This window comes from Anaerostipes sp. Marseille-Q3525, from assembly GCF_018223505.1.
In the GTDB taxonomy this organism is placed as follows: Bacteria; Bacillota; Clostridia; order Lachnospirales; family Lachnospiraceae; genus Anaerostipes; species Anaerostipes amylophilus.
Genome location: NZ_JAGTTT010000002.1, coordinates 151,897 through 177,138, shown reverse-complemented (window position 1 = coordinate 177,138; position 25,242 = coordinate 151,897). Strand labels below are relative to the sequence as shown.

At 37.0% G+C, this 25,242-nt stretch carries 21 protein-coding genes and 2 tRNA genes; 6 read left to right on the top strand and 17 right to left on the bottom strand.

Features of this window, described 5'->3' with window-relative positions; translation table 11 throughout:
* Positions 1–43: 43 nt before the first annotated feature.
* Together ppk1 and KE503_RS02095 are read right to left on the bottom strand one after the other, a co-directional pair.
* A complete protein-coding gene (ppk1, locus tag KE503_RS02100) occupies positions 44–2,182 on the bottom strand; it encodes a polyphosphate kinase 1 (RefSeq protein WP_249182934.1) in 2,139 nt (712 codons plus the stop codon).
* 109 nt (positions 2,183–2,291) lie between these two features.
* Positions 2,292–3,680, bottom strand: coding sequence for a glycine--tRNA ligase (locus KE503_RS02095; protein ID WP_055196221.1), 1,389 nt, complete (start codon positions 3,678–3,680; stop codon positions 2,292–2,294).
* A 198-nt stretch (positions 3,681–3,878) separates the two neighbouring features.
* Here KE503_RS02095 and KE503_RS02090 point away from each other — a divergent pair, with 198 nt between their 5' ends.
* A complete protein-coding gene (locus tag KE503_RS02090) occupies positions 3,879–4,211 on the top strand; it encodes a helix-turn-helix domain-containing protein (RefSeq protein WP_242852072.1) in 333 nt (110 codons plus the stop codon).
* Between the two features lie 97 nt (positions 4,212–4,308).
* On the opposite strand, the gene recO is transcribed toward KE503_RS02090, so the two are convergent.
* The 6 genes from recO to KE503_RS02060 all read right to left on the bottom strand — a co-directional run bounded on the left by recO (position 4,309) and on the right by KE503_RS02060 (position 11,990).
* Positions 4,309–5,031 carry a DNA repair protein RecO gene (recO, locus tag KE503_RS02085; RefSeq protein ID WP_055196223.1) on the bottom strand — a complete coding sequence of 241 codons (723 nt, stop codon included), beginning with the start codon at positions 5,029–5,031 and terminating at the stop codon, positions 4,309–4,311.
* A gap of 2 nt (positions 5,032–5,033) precedes the next feature.
* Positions 5,034–5,939, bottom strand: coding sequence for a GTPase Era (era, locus tag KE503_RS02080; RefSeq protein ID WP_022374164.1), 906 nt, complete (start codon positions 5,937–5,939; stop codon positions 5,034–5,036).
* Positions 5,940–5,962: 23 nt separating this feature from the next.
* The gene (locus tag KE503_RS02075) at positions 5,963–8,863 is read right to left on the bottom strand and encodes an insulinase family protein (RefSeq protein WP_212384363.1); all 2,901 of its coding nucleotides are present in this window, start codon (positions 8,861–8,863) and stop codon (positions 5,963–5,965) included.
* 93 nt (positions 8,864–8,956) lie between these two features.
* Positions 8,957–10,351 carry a GH25 family lysozyme gene (locus KE503_RS02070; protein WP_249182933.1) on the bottom strand — a complete coding sequence of 465 codons (1,395 nt, stop codon included), beginning with the start codon at positions 10,349–10,351 and terminating at the stop codon, positions 8,957–8,959.
* 132 nt (positions 10,352–10,483) lie between these two features.
* A complete protein-coding gene (gene sigE, locus KE503_RS02065) occupies positions 10,484–11,215 on the bottom strand; it encodes an RNA polymerase sporulation sigma factor SigE (protein ID WP_055196226.1) in 732 nt (243 codons plus the stop codon).
* Positions 11,205–11,990, bottom strand: coding sequence for a sigma-E processing peptidase SpoIIGA (locus tag KE503_RS02060; RefSeq protein WP_283092986.1), 786 nt, complete (start codon positions 11,988–11,990; stop codon positions 11,205–11,207). The genes sigE and KE503_RS02060 overlap by 11 nt, the downstream gene beginning before the upstream one ends.
* 175 nt (positions 11,991–12,165) lie before the next feature.
* Between KE503_RS02060 and KE503_RS02055 the strand changes: the two genes are divergently transcribed.
* On the top strand, positions 12,166–12,663 hold the full coding sequence (locus tag KE503_RS02055; RefSeq protein WP_022374169.1) for a DNA-deoxyinosine glycosylase: 498 nt from the start codon (positions 12,166–12,168) through the stop codon (positions 12,661–12,663).
* On the opposite strand, the gene KE503_RS02050 is transcribed toward KE503_RS02055, so the two are convergent.
* On the bottom strand, positions 12,645–13,319 hold the full coding sequence (locus KE503_RS02050) for an MBL fold metallo-hydrolase (RefSeq protein WP_212384361.1): 675 nt from the start codon (positions 13,317–13,319) through the stop codon (positions 12,645–12,647). The two genes, KE503_RS02055 and KE503_RS02050, sit on opposite strands and share 19 nt — an antisense overlap.
* The gene (locus KE503_RS02045) at positions 13,316–14,218 is read right to left on the bottom strand and encodes a deoxyribonuclease IV (RefSeq protein ID WP_022374171.1); all 903 of its coding nucleotides are present in this window, start codon (positions 14,216–14,218) and stop codon (positions 13,316–13,318) included. The genes KE503_RS02050 and KE503_RS02045 overlap by 4 nt, the downstream gene beginning before the upstream one ends.
* Positions 14,219–14,380: 162 nt before the next feature.
* Between KE503_RS02045 and KE503_RS02040 the strand changes: the two genes are divergently transcribed.
* Positions 14,381–14,465: transfer RNA gene (locus tag KE503_RS02040), tRNA-Leu, on the top strand.
* 5 nt (positions 14,466–14,470) lie between these two features.
* Positions 14,471–14,554: transfer RNA gene (locus KE503_RS02035), tRNA-Leu, on the top strand.
* Between the two features lie 138 nt (positions 14,555–14,692).
* On the opposite strand, the gene KE503_RS02030 is transcribed toward KE503_RS02035, so the two are convergent.
* Together KE503_RS02030 and KE503_RS02025 are read right to left on the bottom strand one after the other, a co-directional pair.
* Complete coding sequence (locus KE503_RS02030; RefSeq protein ID WP_055196228.1) at positions 14,693–15,892, bottom strand: NADP-dependent isocitrate dehydrogenase; 1,200 nt, start codon at positions 15,890–15,892, stop codon at positions 14,693–14,695.
* A 101-nt stretch (positions 15,893–15,993) separates the two neighbouring features.
* On the bottom strand, positions 15,994–16,716 hold the full coding sequence (locus KE503_RS02025) for a GntR family transcriptional regulator (RefSeq protein ID WP_212384360.1): 723 nt from the start codon (positions 16,714–16,716) through the stop codon (positions 15,994–15,996).
* 213 nt (positions 16,717–16,929) lie between these two features.
* Here KE503_RS02025 and deoC point away from each other — a divergent pair, with 213 nt between their 5' ends.
* Together deoC and KE503_RS02015 are read left to right on the top strand one after the other, a co-directional pair.
* Positions 16,930–17,640, top strand: coding sequence for a deoxyribose-phosphate aldolase (deoC, locus tag KE503_RS02020; RefSeq protein ID WP_117944204.1), 711 nt, complete (start codon positions 16,930–16,932; stop codon positions 17,638–17,640).
* 40 nt (positions 17,641–17,680) lie between these two features.
* Complete coding sequence (locus KE503_RS02015) at positions 17,681–18,256, top strand: glucose-6-phosphate isomerase family protein (protein WP_022375651.1); 576 nt, start codon at positions 17,681–17,683, stop codon at positions 18,254–18,256.
* A 110-nt stretch (positions 18,257–18,366) separates the two neighbouring features.
* Here the strand turns inward: KE503_RS02015 and KE503_RS02010 are convergent, their stop codons facing one another.
* From KE503_RS02010 to KE503_RS01990, 5 genes are all read right to left on the bottom strand, one after another.
* The gene (locus tag KE503_RS02010; RefSeq protein ID WP_212384359.1) at positions 18,367–20,079 is read right to left on the bottom strand and encodes a [FeFe] hydrogenase, group A; all 1,713 of its coding nucleotides are present in this window, start codon (positions 20,077–20,079) and stop codon (positions 18,367–18,369) included.
* The gene (locus KE503_RS02005; RefSeq protein WP_022375649.1) at positions 20,073–21,905 is read right to left on the bottom strand and encodes an NAD(P)-binding protein; all 1,833 of its coding nucleotides are present in this window, start codon (positions 21,903–21,905) and stop codon (positions 20,073–20,075) included. Before KE503_RS02005 ends, KE503_RS02010 begins: the two co-directional genes overlap by 7 nt.
* A gap of 282 nt (positions 21,906–22,187) precedes the next feature.
* Positions 22,188–23,024 carry a DegV family protein gene (locus KE503_RS02000; RefSeq protein WP_022375648.1) on the bottom strand — a complete coding sequence of 279 codons (837 nt, stop codon included), beginning with the start codon at positions 23,022–23,024 and terminating at the stop codon, positions 22,188–22,190.
* Between the two features lie 207 nt (positions 23,025–23,231).
* On the bottom strand, positions 23,232–23,705 hold the full coding sequence (locus KE503_RS01995; RefSeq protein WP_249182931.1) for a DUF5721 family protein: 474 nt from the start codon (positions 23,703–23,705) through the stop codon (positions 23,232–23,234).
* 98 nt (positions 23,706–23,803) lie between these two features.
* The gene (locus KE503_RS01990; protein WP_212384358.1) at positions 23,804–25,192 is read right to left on the bottom strand and encodes a S1C family serine protease; all 1,389 of its coding nucleotides are present in this window, start codon (positions 25,190–25,192) and stop codon (positions 23,804–23,806) included.
* Positions 25,193–25,242 lie beyond the last annotated feature (50 nt).

The window sequence follows — 25,242 nt, the reverse complement described above, 5'->3', positions numbered from 1 at the left end:
TTTGTTAGCTATAGTATACCCTATTTCAGGTATCAATTGCGAGTTATTTTTTTCTTAATTTTTTATTTCCAAAAAAGATACCTTTTACCTGATGTAAAAATGTTTGTTTTGGTGTCTTTTCCTTCTTTATAAGTCTTTTCGCTTCATTTAAGAAATAAATCTGCGAATTCACATTGTCTTCTCGTTTCTTTTTCGTTGTATATTCTCCACTTGAAAGCAATACCTGTGCCTGAATATTATCCTGTTTCATAATCTTGATCATCTTTAAGATTCTTTGTTTTAGTCTTGGATCATAGATTGGCACTGCAACTTCGACTCGTCTTCTTGTATTTCTTGTCATCATGTCTGCTGATGAAATATAAATATCTGTATCGTCCCCAACTCCAAATGCATAAATTCTTGAATGCTCTAAAAATCTTCCGACAATACTCTCCACCCTGATATTTTCTGTCTTTCCTGGAATTCCCGGACGGATACAACAGATTCCACGAATCAGAAGAAATATCGGAACACCTGCTGTTGAAGCTTTTGATAATTCGTCAATGATCTTTCGATCTGTCAGTGAATTCATTTTCATAAAGATTCCACATGGCTGGAAGCTCTCGGCTTTCATCTTTTCTCTCTCAATCCTTTTTATGATCTCATCCTGAAGACTTGATGGTGCGACAAGTAGATGTTTATAAGTTCTATTGAGATTAAAGGTCGCCATGTTATGAAAAAATATCGATGCATCCTGTCCAATCTTATCTGATGCTGTCATAAGACTTAAGTCTGTATACATTTTGGATGTACTTTCATTATAATTTCCTGTTCCTATCTGTGTAATATAGTAAATTCCACGACTGTTTTTCTTCGTGATCAGGCAAACTTTGGAATGTACTTTATAATCTTCCATTCCATACATAACTTTGCATCCTGCTTCTTCTAAGATTTCTGAATAATTGATATTATTTTCTTCATCAAATCTTGCTCTAAGCTCCATCAACACAAGAACTTCTTTTCCATTTTCGGCAGCCTCGCACAAATATTTGACGATCCGTGCCTGTTTTGCTAAGCGGTAGATCGTAATCTTAATTGATAGTGTCTCTTTATCTCTTGCACTTTCCTTTAATAATTCAATAAAAGTATCCATGCTGTCAAATGGAAATGATAGCAGTTTATCTTCCTCCATGATCTGTTTTGTCACGCTCATCCCTGGAATAAAATCTCTGTTTAGTGCTGGTGTAAATGGACGATAGCATCCATTTTTTCGTTCTTCTTTGGAGACTTTATCTGTTAACTTATAAACATATTTCAGATCTAGCGGACTCTGACTTTTGAAAATATCCTGTTCTGAGATATTTAACCGCATAGACAGATATTTCTTAATGTGTTTATGATCATTTCCTTCAAATTCCAAACGAACCGGTTTTAATCTTGCTCTCATTTTAATGATCTTTTTCATGTGAGTACGATAATCGTCCGTTGATTCATAAATCTCATCATCCGGATTGATGTCAGCACTTCTTGTGATACACAAAACGGCCTTTTCTTCCACGGAATAATTTTCAAACAGATCATCACAATAATACAAAATGATATCTTCCAAAAGTACATACCTTCTTCCATCTCCAGGAAAGAAGATCATTCTCTCCAAGTCTCTCGGAAGTCCGATGATCCCGAATGATATTTTCTCTTTCTTTTTTAAGATCAGTCCGATTTGTAAAACCTTATTCGGAATATGTGGAAATGGATGCTGTTTGCCGATCACGATCGGGGAAAGCACTGGTAAGATCATCGCTTCATAATATGATCTTAATTTTTTCTTTTCTTCTTTTGTAAGTTCCTCAATCTTGCTTCTTATAATATTTTTCTGTTCTAATTCTTTTGAAACTTTCGCAAATATCTGATCCCGTAATTCATATAATGGTCTTACATGCTTTGCGATTTCATCTAATTGTTCTTCTGGTGTAAGATCAGATCTGATATCTCTGTGATCATCATGGATCAGACTCATCTCATGAATACTTCCAACTCTGACCATAAAAAATTCATCCAGATTGTTTGTAAATATCTCTAGAAATTTTAATCGCTCAAAAATAGGAACATTCTTTTTATCCGCTTCTCTTAAAACTCTTTCGTTAAACTTCAGCCAGGACAATTCTCTGTCCTGTGTGTAGGAAAAATCATAGTGTTTGTTCATAATCCTGCCCTCCATGATCCTTTTGGCTGTTTTCAGGGTTTTTATTAGGTAAATTTAGGTAAAGAAAATCCGGAGAGATATCAGATATTCCCCCGGATCCTCATTCTTATTAATATGCGAATTTTTCTGCAAAATATGCTTTCAGATCTTCGATCTTAATACGTTCCTGTTCCATTGTATCACGGTCACGTACTGTTACTGCATTATCTTCTAAAGAGTCAAAGTCAAATGTTACACAGTAAGGTGTTCCGATCTCATCCTGTCTTCTGTAACGTTTACCAATGTTACCACGTTCGTCAAATTCACAGTTATATTCTTTTGCTAATTCTTCATAAACTTTCATAGCACCATCACTTAACTTCTTAGATAATGGTAAGATACCGATCTTAACAGGTGCTAATGCTGGATGGAAATGAAGAACTGTTCTTGTATCCCCACCTTCTAATTCTTCTTCATCGTAAGCAGAGCATAAGAATGCAAGTGTTACACGATCTGCTCCAAGAGAAGGTTCGATAACGTATGGAATATAACGTTCTTTATTCACATCATCAAAGTATGTTAAATCTTCACCAGATGTATTCTGATGCTGAGTTAAGTCATAATCTGTACGGTCTGCGATACCCCATAATTCACCCCATCCAAATGGGAACATAAATTCAATATCAGATGTTGCCTTAGAATAATGAGATAATTCTTCTTTCTCGTGGTCACGCACTCTCATCTCATCTTCTTTGATTCCAAGTGTCTGTAACCAGTTGATGCAGTAATTCTTCCAATATTCAAACCATTCTAAGTCTGTCTCTGGTTTGCAGAAGAATTCTAATTCCATCTGTTCAAACTCACGAGTACGGAAAGTAAAGTTTCCTGGTGTAATCTCGTTACGGAATGATTTACCGATCTGTCCGATTCCAAATGGAATCTTCTTTCTTGATGTTCTCTGAACATTTTTAAAGTTTACGAAAATTCCCTGTGCTGTCTCTGGACGTAAGTAAACTGTGTTCTTTGCATCCTCTGTAACACCCTGGAATGTCTTAAACATCAGATTGAACTGACGGATCTCTGTGAAGTTCTTCTTTCCACAAGTTGGGCATACAACATCATGCTCATTGATGAAGCTTTCCATCTCTTCTTTGGACCATGCATCCACAGATCCTTCGATCTCCATTCCATGTTCCTGCATATAATCTTCGATCAGTTTATCTGCACGGAAACGTTCATGACATTCTTTACAATCCATTAATGGATCTGAGAAGTTACCAAGATGTCCTGATGCTACCCATGTCTGAGGGTTCATTAAGATTGCAGCATCAATTCCGACATTATATGGGCTTTCCTGAATGAACTTCTTCCACCATGCTTTCTTTACATTATTCTTAAGTTCCACTCCAAGGTTTCCATAATCCCATGTATTCGCAAGTCCTCCATAAATCTCGGAACCACTATATACAAATCCACGTACCTTAGCAAGGTTAACGATTTTCTCCATTGTTAATTTCATAATAGCCTTTACCTCTTTACTTTTTTGTATTATTATATATTGTATCTTGTAATAAGTAATTTTTCAAGGTATATTTGAAAAGCTTCACACTCGAAAATATATCAAATATACTGAATGAATATTACTTTTTAAATTTTTTTATATTATAATACTTAGTGTTATTATTATATGAGATATGAAGAAAGGGAATTTATAACCATGTATCAAATTGACTACACCAATGTTGGTAAAAGAATGAAAACTTTGCGCAAGCAGGCAGGGTACACTCAGGAACAGATTGCTGATGCACTTGATGTAACAGTTGCATTTATCAGCAACATTGAGAATGACCGCGTAAAGATGAACCTTCGTGTATTATCTTACTACGCAAAACTATTAAATGTATCTATTGACTATCTTCTTCGTCCAGAATCCGATGAAAATGGTGAGAAAGATAACGTACTGAACAAAGAAATTCTTCGTCTGTTAGAAAAATTCTCTACAGATGATAAAGAAAAATTTGTAAAAGTTCTTCGCATTTTATCAAAATAACAAATAGATACATATCTCAGTAACGAAAAAAACTTCAGGACTTGTTTTTATAAAACAAGTCCTGAAGTTTTTTATTTTTTGTTTTGTATCAAACAGATTACAAAAAAACGAGTGATTTAAATTCATGATCAATATGATATCTCATATATTCTCTTATGATCTTTTTTAATTCCCATAATACATCATCACTTACCTTAAATGTATAAAGTTTTTGAATTGAACTATACATGATGTACTGAAGGGTATACAGGGTTGAAGGGCTTACTTTTACTTTGCCATGCTCACAATCTTTGCATACAACGCCACATTCTTTTGCATCAAACCAGATCAGATTTTCGGTTTTTCCGCATTTTACACATCTGGATGCTTCAATTCCTATTCCATAAAATGCTAGAATCTTAATCTCATAAATGCAGCGGATCAGTTCGATATTGATCGTCTTTTTCTCCAACGCCCGCAAAGTCTGATATAGTAATTTTAGAATTTCCAGTTCATCATTATTTTCTCTTGTAAGATATGATGCAAGCTCACAAAAATAACTGGCATAATAAATGAGATCTAAATCTTTCTTTAATGTATCAAAATAATTATCGACTCCTGCCCACATCAGATTAAAAGAATTCTTTCCTTCATATAAAGAAAACTCTCCAAATGTAAATGGCTGACAGGCAGCAGCATACTGGCTGGTTGCTTTTTTTGCTCCTCTGGCAAATGCAGAAATTCTTCCGCGTTCTTTTGTAAGGAGTACGATCCGTTTATCGTACTCCCCGATATTGCCAGCCTGTAAGACCATACCTGTCACTTTGATCTCCTGTGACATTTTTATACTTCTTTCTTATCGTATCCATAGTTCTTAAGCAGCATGTCACTGTCTCTCCAGTCTTTTTTCACTTTGACCCACAACTGAAGATTTACTTTCATATCAAGAAGGTTTTCCATCTCAATTCTTGCCTGTGTCCCGATCTTCTTAAGCATAGATCCCTGTTTTCCGATGATGATTCCTTTGTGGGAATCTCTCTCACATACGATCGTTGCATCGATATCTACGATATGTCCATGACGTCTGACCTTCATCGCATCGATCACAACAGCGATTCCATGCGGAATCTCCTGGCTTAACAAGCGAAGTGCTTTCTCACGGATCAGCTCTGCACAAATCTGTCTCTCCGGCTGGTCTGTGATCGTGTCTTCATCAAAATACATTGGACCTTCATCTAAATATTTATAAATGCTGTCTATGACATCATCTGTATTCTTGCCTTTCAGAGCTGATACTGGTATGATTTCTGCAAAGTCACATACATCTTTGTAAGTATCGATTGCTTCTAAGATATCTTTTTCTTCCACTGTATCAATCTTGTTGATCACCAAAATGATCGGTGTTTTGATCTTAGATAACTGTTCAATGATATATTTTTCACCACCACCAATAAAAGTACTTGGTTCTACTAACCATAAAACTACATCAACTTCATTTAATGTGCGTTCTGCAACCTGTAACATATAGTTTCCAAGTTTATTTTTTGCTTTGTTGATCCCCGGTGTATCGAGGAAGATGATCTGTCCTCTTTCATCTGTATACACAGTCTGAATACGATTTCTTGTTGTCTGTGGTTTGCTTGATGTGATCGCGATCTTCTGTCCGATCAAGCGGTTCATTAATGTTGATTTTCCAACATTTGGTCGTCCGATAAATGTTACAAATCCAGATTTAAATTCATTTGCCATAAATTGTCCTTTCCCTGTTTTCTCTATAGTACGTGTTTTACTTCATCAAAATATTCTTTATTCTGATCAATCTTCTCTTCATTTCCAATACAGCAACGGTTTCCTGATTCTACGACTGCCTTAACGATCGGTGCTAACGCTCTGATATCTGCCTGTGTGCAAGATAATACCTGATTTCTGTCTTTCTGAAGATCTGCTTCTGTCTTTCCTAGGAAATATGCATGGAAACTTCTTGCTCCCATATCAACCGCTTCCATTGGAATATCCATATTTCCGATCGTTCCGATGATATATTTCTTCATATCTCGATCATCAGCATCGAAATTTGCTACATAATCTGCTGCCTCATCATAAACTTTGTAAGATTCTGCAAGATTTGGATCACGGTATGTCACAAACATAGAATCTCCCTGATCTGAGAAACTGCACATGCATCCATAAGCTCCACCTTTGACACGAAGCTGAATCCACAGATATTCGTAAGAGAAGATCATCTGCAATACTTTTAATGCCCCTGTATATTCAAGGCCTGCATCTTTAAAGTTTCCTGCACATGCTACATACTGAACACCACCTGCTGTTGCAAATCCTTCATTATTCTTTGTGCATATAACTTTAACTTTCTCACCCTGTTTCTGATCTTCATACAGCCCTTCGATAAAGCTTTCTACTTCTGCTTTCATGAATTCAGGAGCTTCTTCTTTTCCTGTGTAACTGATCGTCATATTCTGTTTCTCAAAAATTGCCTTCGCTGCTTTCTTTAATCCATTGACGATGTTGTCATATTCTTCCTCGAAGTTTTCATACCATTTCTTCACAGTATCAAACATTGTGATTCCCTGAATTGCTTCACGGTATGCTGCGTATTCTGAGAAATAAGACATCGCACGGTTTGCAGCACTCTTATGTCCTGTCTCTGTCAGTGTGATCTTAAGATTTGTATAAATCTGTCCGATGATCTCTTTTAATCGTTTCTTATCATCTAACTTGCTTTCAAATGCAACTTCTTTTAATAACTCGAATGCTTTTGTGATATTAGAATAGAAGCATTTTGTCTTTAAGATAAACATTGGCAGGAATTCATGAACATCGGTTGGCATAACATCCATTGTCGCACCGATTCCACCTGTCTCAATGCTGATCTCATTTCCTAATTCCTGATAGCTGTAGTTTGTTGTATCAACGATTGTTAAGATCTCTGCTAAAAATGATGCATATGGTACTAGATTCATTGGTACATGACTCATATCAAAAGCCAATTTGACATAAGCGATCTTGTTTGTAAAATACTGATGCCATAAGACTTTCACACCTCCAAGTTCAGATTCCACATTGGATAATGGTTTGACATCTTTTCTGATATCCTCGATATCGATGACTGGAATCTTCTCTAATTCTTCTTTGGTGGAAGCTTCTTCCTGTGATGCTTTTAACTGTTTTGTCTCTTCCACTAATTTCTTCACTTCATCTTCAGATAAAGAATCTTTATAAGCTTTTAATTTATTCGCTTCTTCCTGGTCTTTGACTTTCTGTAAACCTTTCTTTGGCTTCATAATTACGATGGACTTATGTTTGTTATTGATCAGATATTCTTTGATCAGATTTTCAAAATAACCATTCTCTATCTCATCTCTTAACTGCTTGAATGTCTCATTTGTCTTAATATGAATAAATGGTTTCTCATCGTCGTATAACCAGCTGTCAAACATCTGAAGTCCATACATCAGTCCCTTTGGAAAACGTCCAAAGTTTGCTTCTCTGTATTTGAATTCATAATAATTAAATGCGGCTAAAAGATTTCTTCTTGGAATTCCTTCTTCGGCGATCTTTGCTAAATTCTCTTCTAAGATCTTAACAAATTCCTCTTCCTGATCATCTCTTGCTTCCTGTGCGATCACAGAAAATACTGGCTGCATGATTCCATTATCATAAGAGCTTTGAATATCTTTTCCGATCTGTGCATCCATCAATGCTTTCTTCACTGGCGCCCCTGGTGCATCAAATAACACTCTGTTTAAGATTTCAAATCCTAAGTAAAGTTTCGCATCCAGACTGTCCCCGATCACTGCATTATAAGATAAATAAGTCTTCTCTTCTTCAGAATCATTTTCCCCGACTGGATAATATTCTTCCACACGTTTTACTTCTGTAAACGGCTGCTGCTTCTCCCATGAAGAATCAATCTGTTTCTCATCGAAATCACTTAAATAATGTTCATCGATAAATGTCAGATATTCATCCACATCCATATCTCCATACAGATAAATATAGCTGTTGGATGGATGATAATAAGTCTTATGGAAATCAAGGAACATCTCATAAGTCAGATCAGGGATTGCCTTTGGATCTCCTCCTGATTCGAATCCATATGGTGTGTCTTCTAATAAAGACTTCTGAATGATACGGGCAAGCTGCTGGTCTGGAGATGAGAATACTCCTTTCATCTCATTAAATACAACACCATTATAAGTAAGGTCGGCATCTTCACTTAACAGATCATAATGCCATCCTTCCTGTTTTAAAATCTCTGGTTTCTTGTAGATGTTTGGATAAAATACGGCATCAAGATAAACATGTACCAGATTAAAGAAGTCCTTGTCATTCTGGCTTGCAACCGGATAGACTGTCTTGTCTGGATATGTCATAGCGTTTAAAAATGTGTTTAATGATCCTTTGACCAGTTCTACAAACGGGTCTTTCATTGGAAATTCTCTTGATCCGCATAAAACGGAATGCTCTAAGATATGAGGTACTCCAGTGTCGTCTTTCGGTGGTGTACGAAATCCGATCTGGAATACCTTATTGTCATCTTCGTTTGATACGACAACGACTCTTGCCCCTGTCTTGTTATGTTTTAAAAGGTATCCTGTTCCATTTAATTCTTCAATAGATTCCTGTTTGATAATTGTATATTTATTATTCATAAAATCTTACAAAATCTCCTTTTTCTATATCATTTGATACCTTTTATGCTACTACAAATGGAACAGAATTGAAAGGGGTAGTTTTGGTAGTTTTTATCGTTTTATTGATTTTACTGCTGTGTAGGAACTATAGTAATATGTTCCTGAAACTTTTTTTGCTGTTCTTATTTTAAAATAATATTTCTTGCCTTTTTTTAATTTTGTTTTTGTGTAAGATGTCTTTTGGGCAGAAATGGTTGCGATCTTTTTAAATCCTGATCTTGCTTTTGTGGACATATAGATCTGGTAATTGCTGATACCTGATACTTTGTTCCATGTGACCTTGATTCCATTTTTGCCGCTTTTCTTTACACTTTTGATCTTTGTTGGTTTTGGTGCAATGCTTACTTGGCAAGTTGCTTTTGCCTGGCTATTTAATACTGCGGTGATATTGACCTTGCCTGCTGATTTGGCAGTGATCTTGCCATTCTTATCCACTGTTGCGATCTTTGTGTTGGAACTTTTCCACTGAACGGATAATTTGTATGCACTATTTGCAGGATCATATGCCTTTATCGTCTTTGATGTTCCTGTTGTCATGGTAAGACTTGTTTTATCTAATGTAACTTTCTTTGGTGTAAACCCTGCTTTTTTCCAGTTTCCAATCTTAAAATTCAAATCTACATTTTCTGAGATTCCATCAATCGTTCCTACATTGCTATATTGCCACATATGATAGTTTCCCTGATACTTACACGTATCATTGTAACTTGCTACCCATTTTGGATACTGGTTAAAAATTGAAGCCGTCAGCTTTCCATCTGCTAATTTACTGTCGAAACGTGACGCATTGCTGTATATTCCTAAATTCTTATATCCGGCTGCTTCTAAAGTACTAAAAAATGCCTGTGCAATCTGTGCTGCTTTGGTTCTTGTCATATTTGTTGAATTAAGAACTGTCTTTTCTTCCATATCATAATAAATTGGATATGACAACTTCTTTCCTTTGATCAGACGAATCACATGATTTGCTTCGCTCTTTGCTTTTGCTACAGTATCCGCATAGGAATATAAGTAAACACCATAAGGAATCCCTAACCGTTCACACTCGCTGGAATTGTATTTCCACTTACTATCATCCTGTTTGGTTTCATTCATTCCAAATCCACAACGGATGATCGCAAAATCAACCTGACCGCTATTTTTCACTTTTTCCCAGTCAATATCCCCTTGCCGATAACTTACATCGATTCCCTGTGCCGTTGTATTAGATGGCTTTATAACTCTTGCAATACTTCTTCCTGACTTATTGGAATTAACAATTAATTTTCCATCTTTATAACGGAAACTGTTCTCAACACCTGTCTTTTCTGCCTCACTTGCAGTGTATGCTGTCTGACTTCCCCATACTTTGCAAACTGGCTTCACTCCCATCAGAAAGCTGATCAGTAAAAGAATCGTTCCTACGATCAACCCAGTCAGCATACCTAGTTTTTCACTTCTTCTCATTTTACCCTCCTTTTGTGCCTGGCGGTTTTATAAAACCTGTCCCTCATTGCTGCTGTCTCATTGTTTTGTTAAATTCATTATAGCATGGATAAAATGACAAAAAGTGAACATTTTCTTAAATTTTCTCGTAAATTATACACAGCCCATCTTGATCATCTCTTTTTTCAGCCGTTTGATGATCTTCTTTTCAAGTCTTGAAATATAAGACTGGGAGATTCCAAGAAGATCTGCAACCTCTTTCTGCGTTTTTTCTTCTCCCTCTTTCTGGTTGATCCCAAATCTTAATTCTATGATCATTTTTTCACGTTCTGTTAATGTTGTCATGGCACGCATCAAAAGTTTTTTATCAACCTCATGTTCTAAATCTTTATAAATGATATCATCATCTGTACCAAGGATGTCAGATAATAACAATTCATTTCCGTCCCAGTCAACATTGAGTGGTTCATCGATGGATACTTCCATTTTGGTCTTATTATTTCTTCTTAAATACATCAAGATCTCATTTTCAATACATCTGGATGCATAAGTTGCAAGTTTGATCTTCTTCGCTGGATTAAATGTATTGATCGCTTTAATGAGTCCGATCGTTCCAATGGAAATTAAATCTTCCACACCAATTCCAGTATTATCAAATTTCTTTGCTATGTACACGACAAGTCTTAAATTTCTCTCGATCAACTTTGATCTTGCTTCTTCCTGTGCTGATGTTCCGAGCATATGGATCATCTTCTGTTCTTCCACCGCATCAAGTGGTGCTGGAAGGATTTCTGTTCCTCCAATATAATGAATCTCATTTCCTCTTGCAAAAAATGTTCTCTTTCTACTTACCAAGCTTAACTTTAACACGACATTACCTCCCATTTTTTATCAAGTCCGGATGCAGCAGTATTTCATATTGTCCCCACTTTGAAAGGGAAACTTTGGAAACTGCAATGACTGCATGTGGTACTTCTATCCTTCGTTTTTCCTCAACAATCTTGAGATCACTGACAAAGATTGCCGTCATGATGCCCCCTTCTTTTCCAATGCTTCGATAAGGAATCAGACGGATCTTATCCGTTTCATACTTTTTGATGAATTCCTCTAATGAATGATGAAAATACCTTTTGAATGCTTCTTCCTCCAGAATACAGACCGGGAGATGACTGATCGGATCATATAAAAAATTTCCTGTATCTACAAAACCACATACACAAACTTTTGTATGATTCCATATAAATTCAACCTCATAAAAGTTTCCTTGCTTCTCCAGCAGATCTTTTCCGAGCAGCTCATACACTCTTCTTAGGAAAAACATAGTGGATAATGCACATATGATCCACGGCAATGAAAAGTGCTGTCTTATCACTGTAAAAATTCCTCCACTTACAAATGCAAGAATCCATGTATACAAACTGTAAGTTCCTGCCTTTTTCACAGATACGCCATACGCTGCTTTTATCGTTATGATCAAAACTGGTTCTATCATCAAAAAACTTAACGTATGATATTTACTACAAAATTCAAGGATCAGACATCCCAAAAAACTTCCGATTCCTGCTGAATACAACATTCTTAAGTATTCCATCTTCTTTTTTAAGATTGTTCCAAGCAAGATGAGTTGTATGATCCCCATCACCCATTGCTCGAAAAACATCTCTATGAAATACATATTGCAATTATAAGAAAGGATGCCGAAATACTTTGTCAAAATATAGAAGAAAAAAACAACAACTTCTTACAGCTTTTGACGAATTGTTTCACACTTTTTCACCATCTGATAAAATAAATGTAGTAAAATGTAGAAAAAACAAAAGAAAGGACAACTTGATATGACACATGTGATTCATAAAATTCCACCTGTATACAATAAAAACAGCCAGATTTTAATTCTTGGTTCATTTCCTTCTGTAAAATCCAGAGAAGGACGGTTCTTTTATCATCATAAGCAAAACCGTTTCTGGAAAGTATTATCCACCATTGTAAATGATGTTCTGCCTGAGACGATTGATGAGAAAAAAGATTTTTTGTTAAAAAATCATATTGCTGTATGGGACGTGATCGCTTCCTGCGATATTGAAGGTTCCAGTGACAGCAGTATCAAAAATGCAGTTCCAAATGACTTCTCAGACATACTAAAAGCGGCCCCAATCCGTAAAATCTATACGAACGGTGGAACCGCTTATAAGCTTTATCATAAATATTGTGAAAAGGTAACAGGCATTAAAGCTATGAAACTTCCTTCAACAAGTCCTGCTAATGCTTCTTATTCTCTTGATCGTCTGATCAGTGAATGGAAAGTTATCGCAGATCAGATTTCAAAAGACTGATCTGCATGAGTAATATCTTTGACAATCTGATTCCATTTGCGTCCATCATCACAGTTTAGATAATGATGATTGATCTTGTATTTTTTGAAACAATGCATTGGAAATACTGTTTTTACATCCGTATGTTCCAGAAAATAATTCATCCCCCAGCAGTATTTATCTTCCTGTCTTGGGTCTAGCAGCATAAATGCAAGATCGATCTTCTTGCCTTCCAGATATTTCATTTCATCCTGGAAGGTATTTTTGTAATATTCATTGTCTTCTTCTGGCTCTCCATTCCAATGCCACCAGTTTAAATCTCCTGCATGGTAAATTACTTTACCTTCCACTTCTACAATGTATGCCACTCCCATATCATTTGACTTTAATGTTTCTACTGTCATTTCGCTGATCTGCTTTTTCTCATGTGGTTTCATACGAAGTGCATTTTCCTTTGTTTTAACATCATCAGATATGATATATTGCACTTTTTCATATTGCTCTTTTAATTCCCAGATGACCGGATTATAATGGTCTGCGTGGCTGTGAGATACAAACACATACAGCATCTTATTCTTATCAAATGTTGGAATCTTTCCATGATAATAATCAAATAATAAGACTGTGTGTTCCATTTCTACCATGAAACCACTGTGTTCTATAAATGTGATTTTCATTTTGCATTATCCTCCAAAATCTTTTCCTTCATTTGTGGATCAAATGTTTCTGTGCGAAGCATCTCAATCTCGTATTTGTATGGCGGATAGGATTTCTTTCCGTCTTCTGTCTTGATATATGGTGTTTCTAAGATCTTTGGTACATTCTCAAAATCTTTGTGATGAACGATATAATTTAATGTCTCAAATCCAATTGTTCCAAATCCGAGATTCTCATGGCGGTCCTTACCTGCTCCGACTGGATTTTTACTGTCATTGATATGAAAGACTGCAATCTGGTCTTTGCCAAGTGCCTGATCGAACTTATCGATAACAGTATCAAACCCTTCTGTCAGATCTAGTCCGCTGTCACTTACATGACAGGTATCGAAGCATACTCTTAAATTCTCTGGATATTTAACTCCATCGTAAATTCTTTTTAACTCCTCAAATTCTCGTCCGATCTCGCTTCCTTTTCCTGCCATTGTCTCAAGTGCAATCTGAACCGGCATATCTTTGTACATGACTTTATTAAGACCTTCTATGATGCGGTCAATTCCTTTGTCTAAGCCCGCTCCGACATGAGAGCCAGGATGAAGTACAAGTGTATGGCTTCCCATCGCTTTCGTACGTTCTACCTCAACCTCAAGGAATTCTACTGCCAGTTCAAATGTCTCTAGTTTTGTTGTATTGGCAAGATTGATGATATAAGGTGCATGTACAACAAATGTATCCATTCCATTTTCTTTCATCAATTGTGTGCCTTCTTCAATTCGCAGCTCTTCAATCTTTTTCCTTCTTGTATTTTGTGGTGCACCTGTATACACCATAAATGTATTTGCTCCATAAGATAATGCTTCTTTGACTGATCCAAGAAACATATCTTTCCCTTTCATCCCTACATGAGAACCGATCAACATATTTTTGCCTCCAATTTTTAAATTTTCTTTGCTATTCTGATGCAGATTATACCGAAAATATCTTATAAAATCTATATTTTGTAACTTTTTTAAATTTTATTTGATTTTTTTTGTAATTTTTATTGACAGATTACGCTGATAGTGATATTATAACCTTGTTGCGCAGTTGTGGCGGAATTGGCATACGCGCTAGACTAAGGATCTAGTCCGGGTTAACTGGGTAGGGGTTCAAGTCCCCTCAACTGCATTCAAGCCGATGTGGCGGAATTGGCAGACGCGCTGTGTTCAGGTCGCAGTGAGCTTACGTTCGTGCGAGTTCGAATCTCGCCATCGGCATAACCGAAGTTGAAGCTTCGGTTTTTTTGTTTTTATGGATATTTTTGCAATTAGAAAAACGGTACAATGAACTCATGGATCCATGAGTTCATTGTACCGTTTTTGTCTTATATCTTTTTTACTATTTTAAGATCCCGATTATTTTAAGCGTTCTGCTACTGCTTTAATAAATCCTTCACTGTTTACAGCATTTACATTCTCAAGAGTTGTGATCAGTGCTAAGTCTTTTGTCATTGTTCCACTCTCGATCGTGTCTAATGTTGCTTTCTCAAGCTTATCAGCAAATTCCATTAATTCTTTATTGCCATCTAATTCTCCACGTTTTCTTAACGCTCCTGTCCATGCAAAGATCGTTGCTACAGAGTTTGTAGATGTTTCTTCACCTCTTAGGTGTTTATAATAATGACGCTGTACTGTTCCATGAGCTGCTTCATATTCATAGTATCCGTGTGGTGATACTAAAACAGATGTCATCATAGCTAATGATCCGAACGCAGAAGAGATCATATCACTCATAACGTCTCCATCATAGTTCTTACATGCCCAGATAAATCCACCTTCTGATTTCATAACACGTGCTACTGCATCATCGATCAGTGTGTAGAAATATTCAATTCCTGCCTCATCAAATTTCTCTTTATACTCTGCATCAAAGATTTCCTGGAAAATATCTTTGAATGTGTGATCGTATTTCTTAGAGATTGTGTCTTTTGTTGCAAACCACAGATCCTGTTTTGTATCTAATGCATATGTAAAGCAGCTTCTTGCAAAGCTTGCGATAGATTCATCAATGTTATGCATTCCCTGGATCACACCTGGTCCATCAAAATCATGAATTGTCTCTCTGATCTCTGTACCATCTTCTCCTGTAAATACTAATTCTGCCTTTCCTGCTCCTGGAACTTTGATCTCGACACCTTTGTATACATCACCATAAGCATGTCTTGCGATCGTGATCGGTTTCTTCCATTTGCTAACAGTTGGTTCAATTCCCTTAACTGTGATCGGTGCTCTAAATACTGTTCCATCTAAGATCGCACGGATTGTTCCGTTTGGACTTTTCCACATCTCTTTTAAATCATATTCGTCCATGCGTGCTGCATTTGGAGTGATCGTTGCACATTTGACTGCAACTCCATATTTCTTTGTAGCTTCTGCAGAATCAAATGTTACCTGATCGTTTGTCTCGTTTCTGTGTTCTAACCCAAGGTCGTAATATTCTGTCTTCAAATCAATAAATGGTAATAATAGTTCATCTTTGATCATCTTCCAAAGAATTCTTGTCATCTCATCTCCGTCCATCTCTACTAATGGAGTTGTCATCTGAATTTTGCTCATGGTCATTCCTCCTGCGTTACGTTTTATTTGCTGTCTGGCTGTTATTTTCAGCTTATTGTTGTTTATCATACCAAAAAAACTGACAGTTGTAAATAAATGTATTAAGAATAATACACAGTGTTCGAAAGTTCAAACACAAAACTGTTTCGATCACCCCTGTATTTCGCAATAGAATATTCAATGACTGTATGCGTTGCATCGTATCCTGTGGAATGAAAATAAAATAAAGGATCTCCATTTTTGATATCTAAAAGATCAGCACATGTTTCATCTGCAAGGATCACGTCCAACTTTCGTTTTATTGATGTAATATCTCTTCCTTCCTTATGAAATGTCTGATACAGACTTTCCTTTTCAAAATCAATGTCTGATAAGTGTTCAAACAGCCTGCATGGCACATACGTTGTAACCAAAACATTTGGCTGATCATCGATGTATCTTAGTCTTACCAGTTTATATACTTCCTCTGTTTCTGACAGATTTAATTTCTGACAGACTTCCTCCTCTGCCTTTTCTTTTTTGAATGTCAGGACTTTCGTTGATGGGGTAAGTCCTTTTTCTTTCACTTCTTGATCAAATGTCTGAATCACCTGTGCAAATTCCTGGCGGATCGTTGGATCACATACAATCGTTCCTCTTTTTTTTCGTTTCTCTAAATAGCCTTCACCTACTAAGATCTGTACTGCCTTACGGACCGTTGGACGGCTGACTTTATAGATTTCTGCCAATTCATATTCATTTGGTATAATGCTTCCTTGTGGATAGACTCCGCTTAAAATCTTATCTAATAAATCTTTTTTTATATCTAAATAAAATGCTCCCATTTTATACTCTCTTTCTTTTACTTTATGATATATCTGGATTGTTTCTTTGCTACGCAATTGATATTTTTGACACTTACATCACTTTATCGAATTTTTCATATTATGTCAATTTATTTCCTTTTATTTCATTTACATAATATTGACATAACAATTACATAATGTTATATTTTAATTAACATGAAGTAAACATATTAGAAAAAACAGGAGGTTTTTATGAAATCATATACTTTAGATGATCTTGCAAGAATGATCGATCACACGAATTTACATACGGATGCTTCTCCAAATGACATGAAAATCTTATGTAATGAAGCGAAAGAGAATCATTTTGCCATGGTAGCGATCAATCAGGTACAGTCTGGATTATGTGCAAAATTACTTAGCGGAACCGATATTCATATAGGAGCTGCTATTTCTTTCCCTCTGGGACAGACAACAATTGCTTCCAAAGTCTTTGATACAAAAGATGCCATTGCAAATGGGGCAAATGAGATCGATTACGTTGTGAATCAAACAGAGATCAAGGCTGGTAATTGGGATTATATCAAAGATGAGATGACTCAGATCGTTGCTGCTTGTCATGAAAAAGATGTTACCTGCAAAGTTATTTTTGAGAACTGTTATCTAAATGATGATGAGAAGATCAAGCTTTGCGAAATTGCAAAGGAAGTGAAACCTGACTATATCAAAACATCTACTGGATTCGGTACTGGCGGTGCTACATTTGATGATGTAAAATTAATGAAAGAACATGTTGGAAATGAAGTTAAGGTAAAAGCTGCTGGTGGAATTCGTGATGCCAAGACATTTATGAAAATGGTAGAATGCGGTGCAGAACGTATCGGTACGAGTGCTGGAGTCACGATCATCAAAGATTTCGAAGCTATGATGAAAGAACAAGGTGTTTCCACACTTGAGATTTAGCACTTAAGATTTAGAAAATTTTTTCTTTAGGAGGCTGTTTATGAATCAGTTTAACTGGGATCAGGCTTTTACTTTGGATTTTGATCTAAATGACGGTCTGTCCAAACATGCAGAGACTACAAAGCGTTATCTTTCTCAGATGAAAGATATGTATCAAGACCAGCAGGTAGTTGAAGAAATTCTTAAGAATGATGATCCTTTGATCTATGAATTTTATGAACTTGGATGTCCGGAACGTGCCGGAGATCTTGCATTTGGCACAACGATGATCCATCCTGGTAAGATTGGAAATGAATATTACATGACCAAAGGGCATTTTCATCAGATCGTGGATACTGCAGAAGTTTATTATACATTAAAGGGTGAGGGATATATGATGCTTGAAAATCTTGAAGGCGACTGGAAAGTCGAACGCATGGAGAAGGGAAAAGCACTGTATGTTCCCCGTGGATATGCTCATCGTACCATCAATACCGGCGATGAGATTCTCACTGCTTTTTATGTATTTGATGCCAATGCCGGACATGATTATGGAACGATTGAAACCAAAGGATACCATCATATCGTTTGTGATATTGACGGTGAAATGAAAGTATTGGATAACCCACGATGGTAATTTCATCATTTATCAACGAAATTTTAATATTATAAAGAGAACCCATATATTTAGGATTTATATCTTCTAAATATATGGGTTCTCTTTATAATATTAAAAGGTATTAACAGCTATTCCTGCACATGTAGTAACTGATGTGCTTTATGACTTCCCGGTGATCCAAAATATTCATCGTATAGATGTTTGATATCTGGATTCTCATGGGAAAATCTTAATTGAGAAGTCTTGTCCAGGAAGTATAGGTTGGATCCACGGTCGGACGCCATTTCTTTTCCTTCATGGATCGGCTGCCCGCCTCCACCTACACATCCGCCTGGACAGGCCATGACTTCTACAAAATGATAGTGTACTTCTCTCTTACGGATTGCTTCCATCAGATTTCTTGTATTCTGAAGTCCACTAACAACTGCAATCTCTACCGTATTGCCTGCAATATCAAATTTCGCTTCTGTCCATCCATTTTTATTTACTCCACGGATTTCTTTGAATGCATCTGCTTCTGGGTTCTTTCCTGTGATCAGGTAATATGCAGAACGAAGTGCCGCTTCCATAACTCCTCCGGTTGCTCCAAAGATCACTCCTGCTCCTGTTCCTTCTGTAAATGGAGCATCAAATGCAGAATCTTTTAATATCTTTGGATCAATGTGGTCTGCACGGATCAGTCGGTCTAATTCTCTTGTTGTTAATACAAGATCAACTCCATGACCTGCAAACTCTCCATGGAATAATGGTTTCTCTCTTTCGTCTTTCTTTGCAAGGCATGGCATGATGGACAACGCAAAAATGCGGTCTGGATCAATGTCCATCTTCTTCGCAAATGCAGTTTTCATCACTGCTCCAAACATCTCCTGTGGAGATTTTGCTGATGATAATCTGTTCGCCATCTGTGGATACTGGGATTTTATAAATCTTACCCATCCAGGACAACAGGATGTAAACATTGGATACATATCAAGATCACCTTTTGTAAATCTCTCTACAAATTCGGTTCCTTCTTCCATGATCGTAAGGTCTGCTGAAAATGTTGTATCAAATACATAATCAACCCCGATCTTTCTTAATGCATCTACGATCTTCTCTACGGTTGCTTCTTCTCTTGATAATCCAAGACTTTCACCCCATGCAGTACGAACTGCAGGCGCGATCTGAGCTACAACGATCGTATCTTTATCTTCTAATGCACGATATAATTTCTCTGTATCATCACGTTCACGTAATGCTCCTGTTGGGCAATGTGTAATACACTGTCCGCATAATGCACAATCCGCTGTTTTAATATCTCTGTTCCCAGACACTCCAACCGTTGTTCTTGCTCCTGTTCCAGATACATCCCAGATATGCATTCCCTGAATCTTATCACACACCTGTATACAACGCATACATTTGACGCATTTACTTGCATCACGCACCAGTGGATATCTTGTATCCCACTCTTCTACACAGATTTCCTTCTTATATGGACTTTCCACAACATTCAAATCATTTGCAATGGTCTGTAACGTACAATTACCACTTCTTACACACGTTGCACACTGTGCATCATGCTGGGAAAGGATCATCTCTACCGTATGTTTTCTATTTCTTCTTACTTTTGGACTGTTTGTATAGATCGTCATTCCTTCTTCAACCACGTTGTTACATGATGTTACAAGGTGATCCTGACCTTCGATCTCAACTACACAGACTCTGCAGGCACCAATCTCGTTGATATCTTTTAAATAACAAAGTTTTGGAATTGGAATATGGATGGAGGCAGCTGCTTCCATGATCGTTGTACCTGCTGGAACTGCGATCGTATGGTTGTCGATTGTAATATTTACCATTTTGTAGCCCTCCCTCCTTTAAAGATTCCGTAACCAAAGTGGTCACAACGTAAGCATCGTCCAGCTTCCTGACATGCTTCTTTACTTGTCATGCAGTTTTCAATTCCTTCAAAATCTTTGATTCTCTCTCCGGCTTCTCTCTCTGTAAGATTCACTCTTCCACATGCTGGTTTATCTTCTAATTTTGGCTCTGGAATCTCAACATCTGCTGTAATTTCATGGTGATATCCAAGATATTCATCAATATTTGCTGCAATAACTTTACCAGCTGCGATCGCAGAAATCACTGTAGATGGACCTGTTGCGCAATCTCCACCTGCAAATACTCCAGGCATTTCTTCGAATCCACCGAATTTCTCTACATTGATCTTACCTCTCTGCACTGGAACTCCTGCTTCTTCAAAATGCTGATATTCGATATCCTGACCAATCGCTACGATCAATGCCTGACATGGGATAAATATATCTTCTTCCCCTGTTGGTTTTACAGAGGCTCTTCCATTCTTGATGTTACTGATCATCTGTGGAGTTACCCATACACCTTTGACATTGCCTTCTTCGTCTTTCTCAATTCTTGAAGGTGCCATCAGCGTTTTGATCTCAACACCTTCTGCTTCCGCACCTGAAATCTCATCTGGAAGGGCTGTCATATCTGCGACTCTTCTTCTATATACAATGCTTACTTTCTTCGCACCTAATCTTACGGATGTACGAACCGCATCCATAGATACATTTCCACCACCGATAACGGCGACTTCTTTGCCTTCTAAACTTTCCTGCGTTCCGTATCCAACATTTCTTAAGAACTGTACTGCTGAGATCACACCTTTAGCATCTTCTCCGTCAAGTCCTAACTTCTTATCTGTACTTGCACCGATCGTGATCAGTACTGCGTCATACTTTTCTTTTAAATCCACAATGGAATAATCTTTACCAATGGATTTTCCACAGTCTACTTTTACTCCTGTATCCAAGATTGCCTGAATATCATCATCTAAGCGTTCTTTTGGAAGTCTGTAGTTTGGAATTCCATAACGTAACATTCCACCAAGTTTTGGAAGCATCTCGTATACTGTTACCTGATGTCCCATTAACTGTAGGAAATAAGCTGCACTTAATCCACCTGGTCCACCACCAACAACAGCGATATTCTTACCGGTAGATTCTGCACACGCAGGTGGTGCAACATAACCTGCTGCATCTGCTGCCATACGTTTTAATCCACGGATATTTACGGCATCATCGATCATATTTCTACGGCATAATGCCTCACATGGATGCTCACAAATAAATCCGCATGTTGTAGGGAAAGGATTATCCTTTCTGATCAGACGGATCGCATCCTCATATCTTCCTTCACGCACCAGTGCAATATATCCTGGAATATCTACTCTTGCGGGACATCTTGATACACATGGTACTGGCTGTTTTAATGTACTTAAGCAGCGATGATACATAATATGTTCCACATAATCATCTTTAAATCCAATAGCTCCTTTATATACCATATTGGCTGCCTCATAACCAATTGCACAATCTGCTGATTCCATAATGGATTTTGCTGTTTCTTCAATTGCTGTCAATGTCCTGATCGTTGCTTTGCCATCTAAGACATCTGTGATCAAATTCTTAAGCTGTCCTAGTCCCACACGACATGGAACACACTTTCCACAGCTCTGTGCATGACAAATCTCTAAAAATGCTCTGGACATATCTACTGGACACAACCCCGGCGGGCTTGACTCGATTCTTCGTTCCAGATCCTTATAAAGTCCTTCCACAACCAGTTGTGCCTGGTTTGGAGTCCTTAATTCTAAACGACTCATGACTCATCCTCCTTAATTCCTCTATATCAGTATATTGGTTTCAATTATAGCGGAGAATTTCGAGCAATTCAATCATTTTTTGTGCATTATATACGTTAAATTCGTAACAATTTGTTTCTTTTTTGTGCATTATAACGTTAAATTCATAACAAAGAAATTGCGATTTGATAGCCTTCTGGTATATGATAAAAAATAAATAAGCAACCGAAAGCGCTGCGGTTGCTTATTTATTTTTTATCATATACTCGAAATCTACAGTTGGCCAATTACAAAATTAAAATTTTAGTAAGAAACTATAATTCCCCCATCGCATGCATACATACTACTAACTCCCTTAGTATCAACAATATCTACATCCTGGGCATGTAAGTTCTTCTGAATCAGTTCTTTTACAAATACAGCTCTCTCATAGCAATTGCAATGTGAGATCACAAACTGTCTTCCTGAAAGGTCTCTTCCTTCACTAGCCATATGTTCTACCATCTTAGCGAGTGCTTTCTTCATTCCTCTTGCCTGGCCTGCTTTCTGAATGACGCCATCTCTTGTTCCGATCATGACTGGTTTGATATTCAGTGCACTTGCGATCGTTGCTGATAGCCTTGATAGTCTTCCGTTCTTTCTTAATACTTCTAATGTCTCTAAAACAAAATATGTTCTAAGACTTGTTGTGTATTCTTCAATCTTCTCAACTACTTCTTCAAATGGCATTCCCTGACTTGCATATTCATAGATCTTACGTGCGATCAATACCTGTGTTGTAGCAGCTCCTCTTGAGTTTACTACATGGATATTTTTCTTTCCATGGTCTTCTTCATAGAGGGTCTTTCCAAGTACCGCACTGTTATATGATCCACTTAATTCTGCAGATAATGTTACAACATAAATATCATCCGCCTTGGAATAAGCTTCCATGTAACTTTCTGGTGCTGGGCATGCTGATTTTACTGATTCTTTGCTGGCTGCTACTTTCGCTAAAAAGTCTGCCTGATCAAATGTTTCATCATCTATAATCTCTTCTCCGTCCACTAATAAGGTTAATGGCACCCATGTATAACATCCCTTTTTAATATCTTCTTCTGTCAAATCCGTACAGCTGTCACAAACAATATGAAAACTCATATTCGTATCTCCTTTTTACAACTTTCTTATCTGGTATTCATTACTACTTATTCTAACATATATCTTTTGAAAAAGAAACATACAAACTAAGTTTCTTTGTGGATCTTGCCTATAAGTTTGTGAAAAAATCTACAGATACTTTGTTAAAAAGTGGCACAAGTTATAGTATATACTTACATTTTTTATGAAAAAAATTTTTAATTTATCTTATAAAAATTCCAAAAATCTCTCTTTTACTTCCTGATCCCATGCTTCTTCTAATGTCTTATCAAGGACAAACGTCTTTCTTGAAACACCAGCCGTGCATTTTAATCCTTGTCGGTCATATAAGATATTGATGAAAAGTCCTGCGACTTCGTCTTCTCTGATCGCTAGGTTGTATTTTGCAAGGATATCGCTGACAAGATCTAGTTTTAACATCATGACAAACTGAAATGACAGAGGTGTTTTCTTACCTTTTACCAGTGAAAAGATCTTTTCTTTCTCTTCCTGCCACATCACGTAGGGATAGGTTTTCATTTCTTCCCATTCTTCAGTATCATAAAATTCTTTTAATATCTTCCCATCAAATTCATATGCGATATTCATAGAAAGTTTTCCTTCGCTCATTAAAAAATCATCAAACAGATTTCCTCCTAAAAATCCTGCCATGAATTTTTTGATATTTTCTATTTCGATCATAACCATAGGTTTCTTCTCCTGACTAAAAAAATGGAACCCTGCCTTTGATCAGGGTTCCATTTTATTGTATCTTTGTTTGAATATTTTTTCAACTGATTTTACTGTCCATAGCTGTAATACTGGCTGTCGGAACTTTCATTATTATAATTGTTGTTATAACTGTTGCTGCTTCCGCTGTTATTACTGTTTCCACTATTGCTACTGTTACTGCTTCCGCTATTGCTGCTTGTGCTTGGTGCATCAGATTTCTTTCCTAATGTTACTGTCAATGTCTTCTTCTCATATGTTCCCATCTGATTCTGACGTTTTACAACAATCTTGACTTTCTTTCCAGCTTTTAAGTTCGAAATCTTCTCTTTTAATCCATCCATTGTAGAAACACTGCTTCCATCAATTGATACGATCACATCACCTGCACTGATTCCTGCTTTCTGAGCTGGAGAGCTCTTGATCACTTGCTGTACATAAACACCAGATGGCATATCAAACTGACTTGCCATTGAGCTGTCGATCGTCTGTCCTGATACTCCTAAATATGCCTGCTCACTCTCACTTGTGGCTTCATTCTTAATCAGCTTATTGATGATCGGTTTTGCTGTATTGATTGGAATCGCATATCCCATTCCTTCTACATCTTCAGAAGAATATTTGACTGTATTGATACCGATCAGTTCACCTTTGCTATTTAATAACGCACCACCACTGTTACCTGGGTTGATTGCTGCATCTGTCTGAATCAGTGTCATTGTCTTATCTGTTAACTGAACCTGACGATTTAAGGCACTGATATATCCACCAGTTACTGACTGTCCATAACCTAAAGCATTACCGATTGCAATCGCTCTCTCACCTGTCTTTAACTTGGAAGAATCACCAAGTGTGATCACTGCGATTTTCTTTAATGTAGAAGCTTTCATATCTTTTGTATTAACCTCTACAACCGCCAGATCGGCATCACTGTCGGTTCCACGGATCGTTGCACTTGCACTCTTGCCATCAACAAATCCTACTGATAATGATTTCGCATCTGCAACAACGTGGTTATTCGTTACAATTAAGATCTTACCATCTTTTTTCCCAATGATAATCCCAGAACCAACACCTTCTGATTCGCTGCTCTGTGTCTGACCGAACCAACTCTGGCTTGTTGTCTCAAACTTTCCTGTGATGGAAACGATTGATGGCATAACATTTGATGATACTCCTGAAAGGTCTTCACTGCTTGTGCTGGAACTGCTGCTTGTTGTCTTCGTCGTTGCAAGCTGTGTTGCTCCATTTCCAATGCCTGCTTTTGAAAATCCATAAGTAACACCCTGCATCACAAGACCTGCGATCAAACCAAATGCTACTGCTGATGCTGCAAGTTTCGCTGCGTATTTTCCTCTACCTGATTTCTTTGGTTTCTTATTTGAAGTGTTGGCTTCCTCAGCTCTCCACTGATCAGAAGTCTTCCACTGTCCGTCTTGATTTGTATGATATCCATCCATATTGATGTTCTCCTTTCAATCTTGATCTTTTGTCTTTGATCGATATCTGA